Below are 9,271 nucleotides of genomic sequence, written 5' to 3'. Positions count from 1 at the left end.
CCGGCGTGCCGGCGGCGGCGAGCACGGCGAGTGGCACGCCCCGGCCGGCCAGGGCGCCCAGCGGCACGCGCCCCGGCGGCCCGGCGGCGTCTTCGTCGTCGATCGCCAGCGCCGCGCCGGCCAGCCGCGCCGCGAGCAGCAGCGAGCGCCCGTGCGCTGCCGCCACGGCCGACGGCACGCGCAGCACGGGCAGGCCGCGTTCGCCGGCCCAGGCCTGCAGCGCCTGCCGCCGGTCCTCGGCGTCCTCGCCCGCCACATGGACCAGGGGCTCCGCGCCGAGCCGCGGGGGCTGCAGCGGCGCCGGCGTCCAGGCCGCCTCGTGCTGCCAGCGCGGATCGGCCAGCGGCAGCCCCTGGGCGAGCTGGACGACAAGCTCGGCGGCGCGCAGCTCGCGCCGCCAGCGGCTGCGCGGCTCCGCCGGCTCGATCAGCTCCAGCAGGCCGCCGTCGACCAGCGTGCCCGCCGGCGACGCGAGCGCCGCGACGTCGGCCTCCAGGCCGTCCTCGAACAGGCCCTGCAGCAGCCGGCGCGCCAGGTCGAGGCTCGGCAGCCGGTGCGCGGCGTCGTCGTTCAGGTAGGCGTAGAGCGCCTCGTAGCGCGGGTCGAGGTCGGGGGCGAGCGCCAGCAGCAGCAGCGCCAGCTCGGCCTCGTCCAGCGCCAGCCGTGCGCCCAGCCGCGCAGCGAGGCCACCCTCCTGCAGCGCGGGCCAGGCGGCCCGTGCCTGCGCGGTCAGCGCATCGATGCGGGCGGCGTCGGCCTCGGCGGCGCCGGGCGGCTGCAGCAGCGCGTCGACCTGCGCATCGCTGATGTAGAGGCCGCGCCACTCGTCCAGCGACAGCTCGAAGCGGGCGCGCAGCCGCAGCAGCTCGCGCTCGACCAGCGTGTCTAGCCACACGCGCCAGGCCTCGGCGGCGACAGGCAGGGCATCGCGCAGCATCAGCCGAACTCCAGCGTCAGCCGCCGCGCCGGCGGGCCGCGCAGGCTGCGCTCGCGCGCGCCCAGCGTCGTCATCGCGACCAGCACGTGCAGCGGCGCACGTGCCACCCGCCAGCGCCAGTGCGTGCCGTCGTCGCTCGCGGCGCGGCCGGCGGGGCCGAGCAGGTTGCGGCGCAGGTAGGCCAGGCTCGCGCCGCGCATGCCGGGCACGCGCCAGGCGGCGCGGCGCCAGACGAACTGCGCGCCGGCGGCGGCCAGCGCGCGCCACGGCGCCGGCAGCGGCAGCAGCAGCGGCACGTCGAGCGCGGCGAGTTCGGCGCGCGCGAGCCGCCACGCGGCACGGGGCGCGGGGCCGTCGCCGGGGGCGCACCACAGGCCGGTGGCGGTGTCCAGGCCGCGCCGCAGCTGCCCGAAGCCCGTGCGCCACGCCGCTGCGCCACCGCGCCGGGCCATCGCGGCCTGCGACGTCGCGGCGGCCGCCGCGGCGCCGGCATCACCCCGCTCGAGCGCCGCCGCGAAGCCGTCGAGCCCGAGCTGCGGGTCGACGTCGAACAGCGCGCGCCACACCGCATCGCCCCACACGGCGGCGGCGTCCCGGGGGTCGGCCGCCGCGGCCAGCACCGCGAGGGCGAACGCGCCGCGCGCGCAGCCCGGGGCCAGCACCGGCAGCGCGGCGCAGAAGTCCGCGTCGAGCCAGCCGTCCAGTTCGTCGAGCAGCACGACAAGGCCGGCGCCGGCACAGGGGGTTTCGTCGAGCCCCGCGGCGACGGGCGGCGGCGGGCCGCGGTTCGCCTGCGGGCGGCGCAGGGCCGCCTGGCGGAGCGCCTCGCCGCCCGCGCCCAGCGCTGGGAGGCGCTCCGCCAGGCGGCCGCGCACGCGCTGCAGCGGCGCGGCGGCGACGTGCGAGCCCGGCCGTTCCAGGGCCTCGATCGCCTGGGCGAGGGCCGCGGCGCACCGGCCGATCGGGGGCGCATCGTTTTCCGCGGCCAGGCGCGCGAGCGCCGCGAGGAGCGCTGCCGCGGGATGCGCCGGGGCGCCCGGCGCCCCGCGCCCCGCGGCGCCCGCGGGCGCATCGTCCCCACCGGGCGGGGCGGCGGCCAGCAGCACGTCGATCACCCGCAGCGCGTCGGCTTCGCCGAGCAGCGCGAGCGCTGCATCCTCGCGCGCGAGGCGCGCCAGCAGCAGCCACGCGCCGGCAGGCTCGGCCTCGAACAGCGTGCGCAGCGCGGCGCCCGGCGGCAGGGGCGCGAGCCCGTCGAAATCGGCGAAGGCCCAGCGCCGGTGCGCATCGCCGGCCGCCAGCGCGACGGCAAAGGCCGCGCGGTAGGCGCTGCGGTCCTCGAAGCACATCACGTCCGGCCCGCCGTCCTCGATCGCCGCCGCGATGCCGCGGGCCAGCGCCGCGGCGTACCCCGGGGCCGCCTCGTCGCCCGGCCGAGCGACGTCGATCACCGCCGTGACCACGAGCCGGCGGATGCGGATCACCGCGCCGGGCCGGCGCGCGAGGCCCGGCGCCAGCGCGGCGGCCAGCGGCGCCAGTGCGCCGCGCGCGGCGGCCTCCACGCGGTCGGCCACCGCCTGCGGCGCGCGGTGCGGCCCGGCGAGCCGCAGCGCCTGGTGCCAGGAGTCGATCGCCAGCCTCATCTCCCCGCTACCCGCGCGCGCCGAGCGCCATGAAGTGGAAGGCCGAGTCCTGCGGCGCGCTGCTGTCGCCGGCGCCCGGATCGATGTCGCGCACCGCCACCGTGAAGCCGTTCTGCGACACGCCGCGCAGGCAGACCACGTTGTCGTCGGCGGGCGGGTCGGCCAGGGTCACGGTGACGACGGGCACCGCCGCGAAAGGCACGGTGAAGACGACCGTGTAGAGCCCGGTGCCGTTGCGGGCCGAGGTCCAGTCGAGGCCGGCGCCGGCCCCGCCCGAGGCGACGCGCCCGGCGACCAGGCGCACGTTGTCGGGCGAGCCCACCGCGTAGTAGCGCAGCCCCCCGCCCAGCCGCACGTTGCCGCGCACGTCCAGCGTGTCGGTGGGCGTGGCGGTGCCGATGCCGACGCGGCCGGCCGCGTCGACCGCGAGCTTGTCGTTGCCCGACCACAGCCGCGCGACGCCGCCCTCGGCGTACAGCACCCAGCGCTCGCCGGCCGCGGGGAGGTTGACGAAGCCGGCGCCGCGGCTGCCGAACGAGTAGCCGCCGCCGAAGCCGCCCGAGTGCACCTCCTCGCCTTCGACGTGCAGCGTGCGCTGCGGCGTGAAGGTGCCGATGCCGACCCGGCCGCCGGAGAGCGCCAGGTCCGGCGAGCCGTCGCGCGCCTGGCCGATCCAGCTCTGGAACTGCGGCGCCTCCTCGGTGCCGCTGCCGGTCTGCTGGAACTGCAGGCGCGGCGGGTTGTCCAGGTCGCTCAGCACCATCAGCGGGGCGAGCTGCGCGCCGTACTGCAGCCAGAAGCGGCCGGCGTCGCCGCCGTCCCCGGCCTGCAGCCACTTGCCGGCGCCCAGCGGGTTGCCCTGCGGCGCGGGCACGCCCCGCACGTCGAGCCGGGCCTGCGGCGCGCTGCTGCCGATGCCGACGTTGCCGGTGGGGGCGATGAAGAAGTTCGAGGCCGTCGCGTCGGCCTGCGTGATGTTGAAGCCCGGCGGGCCGGGCAGCGTGTTGACCTGCCAGGCCACCGCGCCGGCCGCCGACTGCAGCGCCAGCGCCTGCTGCTGCGCGCCGCTGACGCGCAGCGTGAGCGGATGCGCGAGCGCGCTGTCGGCGGTGCCGACGCCGACCTTCGCGTCCTGCTGCACGACGACGCCGGCGGCGAAGTCGAAGTCGGGGCGGCAGGGGTCGGCCGGCGCGGCCTGCAGCGTCGCCTGGCCGATCACCAGCCGGTTGGGCCCCGGCGCCGCCACGCCGAGCAGCAGCTGCAGGTCGGCGCCGCCGAACGCGTTGGCCGCGCCGGCGCGGCGCAGCCCGAGCACGCTGCCGCCGGCCGCGTAGTCGGTGCCGCCCGCGGCCTGCCACTCGATGCGCGTGCCCATCAGCCGCAGGTCGCCCGCCAGGCGCGTGTGCTCCTCCAGCCAGATCGGCTCGGTGGGCTGGATGCGGCCGTGGCAGTGCTGCAGGTCGCGTTCGCGCGGTGCGGCGGCGGCCGCGAGCTGGTCGGCCGTCTTGCCCGCCTCGCGCTCGGTCCAGCGGGCGCGCAGCCGCAGCAGGCCGCCGGCCGCGATCAGCGATTCGGTGAACACGCCCGCCTGCCGGCGGAAGATCAGCGAGAGCTTCTGCGCCGTCTCGTCCGCCGCGCCAAAGGCGCCGGGCGCCCCCTGTGTCCACGGCACGCGGCCGATCGGCACCAGCCAGCGCGGCGATTCGTCGTCGTTCGGGAAGAGCTGCGCGCCGACGCTGCCGTCCAGCGCCAGCGGCCGGCCCGGCAGCGCGATGCCCGGCGCCTCGCGCGCATCGGCGTACGGCGTGCCGCCCAGCTCGATGCCGCTCTCGCGCAGCGCGATCGTCTGCCGCAGCCCGACCTCGACCACGGTGCGCTCGCCCACGCGGGCGTAGGCGTCGCTCGTGTCGCAGACCTCGAAGCCCGGGCGCACGCCGCCGGCCGAGGCCTCGTGGTGGCGCAGCCAGACGTTGACGAGCCCGCTGGGCTGCAGCGCGAACAGCGCGGCGTCGAGCCGCGTCGGCGCCAGCACCGCGAGCAGCCGGCCGTGGCCGTCGACCGCCACGCCGGGGGTGATCGTGTAGTGCGGCGCGCCGGCCGGGTCGGTGCCCTGCACCAGCTCGAGCCCGGACAGCACGCCCCAGCTGCGGCCGGCCAGGCGCTGCCGCGCGGCCTGCTCGCGCAGGTAGTCGAGCAGGCTCGCGAGGTCGGCGGCCCCGAGGTACTGGCCCTCGAAGAAGTGCGGGCGTTCGGCGAACAGGGTGTCCATCGGCGGGCCCTTCCCATGGCTACTTGCGGCCGCGCTTGGCGCGCCCGGGGGAGGCGGGCGGCACGCCGGGGCCGGCCGGCCCGGCGGGGTCGGCGCCCGGCACCCCGTGGCCGCGCAGCGCGGCGATCTCGACCTCGTTGACCTTCACGCGCGCGGCCAGCTCGGCAACGGTGCGCTGCAGGCCCGCGGTGTCGGCGTCGGGCCGGAACACCGCCGCCAGCTCGGCGCCGAAGACGCTGCCGATCGGCCGCCCGAGCTGGTTGGCGGCGAGCCAGCCCGGCAGCGCGCCGGCATCGAGCGCCAGGTCGCCGCGGCCGGAGAGCAGGCCGTCGAGCAGCGCCTCGGCGGTGATGGTGCGGCCCGGCGTGAAGAGCGACTGTGCGAAGGCGCGCGAGAAGCCCTGCAGCGGCTGGGGGTCGTCGAGCTGCGGGTTGAGCCGCAGCGTCGCCCGTTCGTCGGCCAGCGCGCCGCGGTCGCCCAGGTCGCCGGGCGCCGCCGCGCGCAGCGCGCCGACCGTGCCGGCCGCGCCGGGCGCGTCGTCCTGCCGGTCGCCGCGCAGCAGCGACGCGAGATCGAAGCAGCAGGCCTTCTGCAGCAGCTCGCGCAGCGCCTCGAAGAACGGCAGCGTCGAGAGCCAGTACTCGAGGGCCGGCATCGTGACGGCGATGCGGCGCTCGGTCGACCAGTTGCAGATGCGCAGCACGCGGCAGTCGCCGCCCGACACGTGCAGCGTGGCCAGGGGCACCCGCTCGTCGGGGCTGGGCAGCGGGCAGGGCGGCAGCAGCGCCGAGCACAGGCAACCGAACAGCGCATCCACGAAGACGACCGCCAGCAGCTGCAGCGCGGCCGGCAACCCCGCGGCATTGCCGGCCGGCGGGATCACCAGCGCCTGCAGCCGCGCGAGCAACTCGCAGTTCGTGCCCGGCCGCTCCGACAGCCGGGCCAGCAGGTGCGCCTTGAAGCGCACGGCCCAGAGCTGCCAGCCGGCCGGGTTGCCGGTGGGCGGCTCGGCCGGCTGCGGCGGCGCGTTGCGCAGCAGCGCCTGGACGCAGCACTGGAAGCGCCGCAGCAGCGCGGCGTCGCTGCGGTCGCCGTCGTCACCGTCGTTCGGGTTGCGCACGGGACGGCGGTAGACCTCGAACGTGAAGCCCTCGCAGACCACGGTCGGCTCGCACTGCACCGGCGCGCCGCGCGGACGGGCCGGCGGGCACGGGGCCGCGGCCTTTGCGCCGCCGCCGCAGGTGCAGCCGGCGCCACCGCCGCACCCGCAGCCCGCGTTGCCGCAGCCGCAGCCGGCCGCCGGTGCGCCGTAGAGCGGCTGCACCCCGCGTGTCGGCGCCTCGGCATAGCGGATCGCCAGCACCCATTCCTGCTCGGCCTCGGGGCAGGGCACGCTGCCGGCCGGGCGCGGCGGATCGCACACCGGCAGCACCGGCTGGCAGCGGCCGATCAGCGCGCAAACGTCGACCGCCACCGGCTCGCAGACGACGATGTCGTCGCCGCATGGCGAGATCGCGTAGCCGCAACTCACCGTGACGCCGCTGCCGCAGGGGATGCAGGTCACCTCCAGGCCGTTGACGACGCCCCAGCCGTGGAGCTGGCGGTTGTGCAGCCGGTGCTTGCCGCGCATGTAGGCATCGAGGCGGTTGAGGTCGTCGGCGGTCAGCACCTGGCCGGCGAAGAAGCGCGGCCGGCACAGGCACGCCAGCATCCCGCAGCGGCTGCACGGCGGCGCGGGCGCCTCGCAGTGCGCGACGCTGGCGGCGCGGCGTTGGCGGTAGAGGTCGGTGATGGTGCTCATGGGGGATGTCCTTGCAGCCTGGCCGCGGCTCAGACCTTGACGTCGAACCAGCTCTCGAAGGTGCCGCCCTCGATGCCGTCGCCGGAATGGCGCTTGTCGCCCGGCTGCAGCCACTCGGGCCGCACGCCGGGCTGCGGCGGGCCGGGCGGCGAGCGCGGTTCCAGCGTGGGCAGGTGGTCGCCGTCGAGCGCGCGCAGCTCGCCCGTGCGCTGGTGGCGGCCGCGCACGAAGTCGCCCTTGACCAGCACCCGCAGCCGCAGCAGCCCGTCGTCGCTGAGGAAGCCGAGATTGCCGGGCAGGCGGATGCGCAGCGCGTCGACGAAGGGGTCGCCGCTGCGCTCGAAGGCACGCGCCTGGCAGCGCTCGGCGACGCGCCCGAGGTCCAGCCGGTCGCGCAGGTCGAGGTCGCACCAGCAGAGCATCGGCACGAAGTCGCCTTCCTGCGCGTCGCCGCGGAACTTGCGCACGTGGCGGCCCAGCTGCACGAAGACGCTGCGGTCGTGCAGGTCGGCGGCGAGCATCTCGGTGTCGAAGGTGACGATCAGCTCGTCGGGCGCGCCGACGACCTCCGGGTTGTCGTGCAGCCAGTTGAAGTCGCAGACGTGCGGCAGGTCCCAGTCGAACGGGTCGGGGCCGGGCGGGCCTGCGGGGCCGGCCTCGCCCTGCGGGCCGGGCGCGCCGGGTGTGCCCGGCAGGCCCTGCGGACCCTGCGGGCCTTCGGGCCCCTGTGCGCCGGGTGGGCCGGCCTGGCCCGGCAGCCCCTGCGAGCCGGCAGGCCCGGGCGGGCCCGCGGGGCCGGCCGGGCCGACCGGGCCCTGTTCGCCCGTGCCGCCGCCCGGGGCGCGTTCCAGCAGGCAGCGCACGGCCGCCGCGAGGTCGGCCACGCTCGGCAACACGGTGCGGTGCGTGTGCGTGTCGATGCGCACGATGCCGGCCTGCGCATCGGCGGCGGGGTCGCTGGCCGGCACCGCGGGGTCGAGCAGGCGGCGCTTCGGTCGCCAGCGGGCGAAGGTGGCGATCACCAGACAGTCGGCCGTGTCGCAGCCGGGGCAGGCGTGCGGGCCGAGCGTGGCGCCGCAGTCGCTGCCGACGATCTCGAACAGCGCGACGCCGTCGGCGTAGGCGACGTGCAGCCGGCCCTCGACGGCAAGCGCCGCGACGCCGGCGCCGACCGCCTGGGCCGGCCCCAGCACGTCGGCCGCGCCGGCGGCCAGGCGGTGCAGGTCGGCGCTGCGCACACGGCCGGCCGCCGCCGTCCCGCTCAGCATGATCGCCGTGCGGGCGCCGGGCGCGACCCACATCGCCACCGGCGCCTCGCCGAGCGCGGCGGCGTGCAGGGCGCTGCCGTCGGCCTGCGCCAGCCGCAGCTCCTGCGTGCCGCCTTCGAGCCAGGCCAGCACCTCGGGCCCGGTGCTGCGGCCGAGCGTGAAGTCCACCGGCGCCAACGCGGCGGCGACCGGCACGGCCTGCGGGTCGAAGTCGGCGGCCGCCGGGTCCAGCCGGTGCAGCGTGCCGGCCGCGAGCGCGACCAGCCGGCCGTCGCCGGCGAGGGTGCCGCCGGCCAGCAGGGCGGGGATGGCGGCCTGGTGGCCGGCGAGCGGCGCCGCGGAGGCGTCCCAGGCTTGCAGCGTCGTCGCGGCCGCGCCCACCGCCATCGTCACGAGGCCGCCGGCCGGCAGCACCACCAGGCGCAGGGCTGTCGCGCCGGCGCTGCCGGCGATGTCGGCCGGCGCCACCGCGTCGACCTGGAACGCGGCGTCGCTCGTCGTGTCCACCGTGTGCAGTTGCGCCGGGTCGGCCGCGGTGGCGCCGGCCACGGCGGCATACAGCCGGGTGCCGTCGGGTGACAGCGCGATCGCGGCCAGCGGCCGCGCGAACTGCCGCGGCGCCCCCGGCAGCGGCAGCAGCGTGTCGAGGTGGTAGCGCTGCACCACGCCGATGCCCGGGGCCTGCGTCGCGGCGGCGTACAGCCGGCCGAGGCCCGCGTCGATCGCCAGCGCCGAGGCGCCCGGCAGCGCCAGCGGCGGCCCGCGCCACACCAGCGCGGGGGCGTTGGGCAAGGGCGCGGGCGGCAGCGTGGGATTCACCCGCACGTCGAAGGCGTAGGTCTCGAGGATGCGGTTCGGCGCGCAGCGGGTGTCGTCGCAGCCGCACTCGTCGTAGAGCACCGGCACCTCTTCGGTGGGGCACTCGCGGTAGCGCACGCACAGCTGCAGCAGGTGGTCGTCCTCGCCGTCGGGCGCGTCGACGAGCTGCCGCACGGCGGGGAAGGCATGCAGGTCGACCGTCTCGTCGTCGAGCACGAGGATCTCGTTGCCGCAGCAGTCGATCGCCATGCCGGGCTTCACGATGACGTGGCGCGGCTGGCAGGCCGGGTTCGGGTGCTGCAGCACCTCCAGCCCGCAGACGATGCCGCTGCCGTGCAGCCGCGCATGGTGGCGGCGGAACTTCTCGACGACGTATTCCTGCTCGACCTCGAAGTCGGGCACGTCCATCAGCTTGCCGAAGAAGTAGTGGTTGCGCAGCGGCGTCTGCAGCGTGCAGGGGGTGCAGGGCACCGGGCCGCCGCAGCCGGGGCAGAGGGCGTGGCGCGCGAGGTCGGACGGGTCCATGGCGTGGCC

Annotated in this window: 5 protein-coding genes; all 5 read right to left on the bottom strand. The window is 77.8% G+C overall.

What is annotated here, in order from left to right; genetic code table 11:
• Nucleotides 1–937, bottom strand: a 937-nt coding sequence (locus tag V4F39_RS20795; protein ID WP_378235183.1) for a hypothetical protein, incomplete at its 3' end; no start/stop codon positions are given.
• Entirely contained in the window at nucleotides 937–2,580 is a 1,644-nt protein-coding gene (locus tag V4F39_RS20790) for a hypothetical protein (protein WP_332291838.1), read from the bottom strand. The genes V4F39_RS20795 and V4F39_RS20790, both read right to left, overlap by 1 nt.
• 7 nt (nucleotides 2,581–2,587) lie before the next feature.
• Nucleotides 2,588–4,849, bottom strand: a complete 2,262-nt coding sequence (locus V4F39_RS20785; protein ID WP_332291837.1) for a hypothetical protein — start codon at nucleotides 4,847–4,849, stop codon at nucleotides 2,588–2,590.
• A 19-nt stretch (nucleotides 4,850–4,868) separates the two neighbouring features.
• Nucleotides 4,869–6,650 (bottom strand): hypothetical protein, encoded by a 1,782-nt coding sequence (locus tag V4F39_RS20780; RefSeq protein ID WP_332291836.1) that lies wholly within the window; start codon nucleotides 6,648–6,650, stop codon nucleotides 4,869–4,871.
• A gap of 29 nt (nucleotides 6,651–6,679) precedes the next feature.
• Nucleotides 6,680–9,262, bottom strand: coding sequence for a hypothetical protein (locus V4F39_RS20775; RefSeq protein WP_332291835.1), 2,583 nt, complete (start codon nucleotides 9,260–9,262; stop codon nucleotides 6,680–6,682).
• Nucleotides 9,263–9,271: the final 9 nt, after the last annotated feature.

The sequence above is a fragment of the Aquincola agrisoli genome, assembly GCF_036621135.1.
GTDB lineage: Bacteria > Pseudomonadota > Gammaproteobacteria > Burkholderiales > Burkholderiaceae_C > Aquincola > Aquincola agrisoli.
Note: the sequence above shows the minus strand (reverse complement) of the source record. Positions and strands in the feature narration are given on the sequence as shown.

Excerpts from the sequence above, each read along its gene's own strand:
- V4F39_RS20790 (WP_332291838.1), bottom strand. The coding sequence starts at position 2,580 with ATGAGGCTGGCGATCGACTCCTGGCACCAGGCGCTGCGGCTCGCCGGG.
- V4F39_RS20785 (WP_332291837.1), bottom strand. The coding sequence starts at position 4,849 with ATGGACACCCTGTTCGCCGAACGCCCGCACTTCTTCGAGGGCCAGTAC.
- V4F39_RS20780 (WP_332291836.1), bottom strand. The coding sequence starts at position 6,650 with ATGAGCACCATCACCGACCTCTACCGCCAACGCCGCGCCGCCAGCGTC.
- V4F39_RS20775 (WP_332291835.1), bottom strand. The coding sequence starts at position 9,262 with ATGGACCCGTCCGACCTCGCGCGCCACGCCCTCTGCCCCGGCTGCGGC.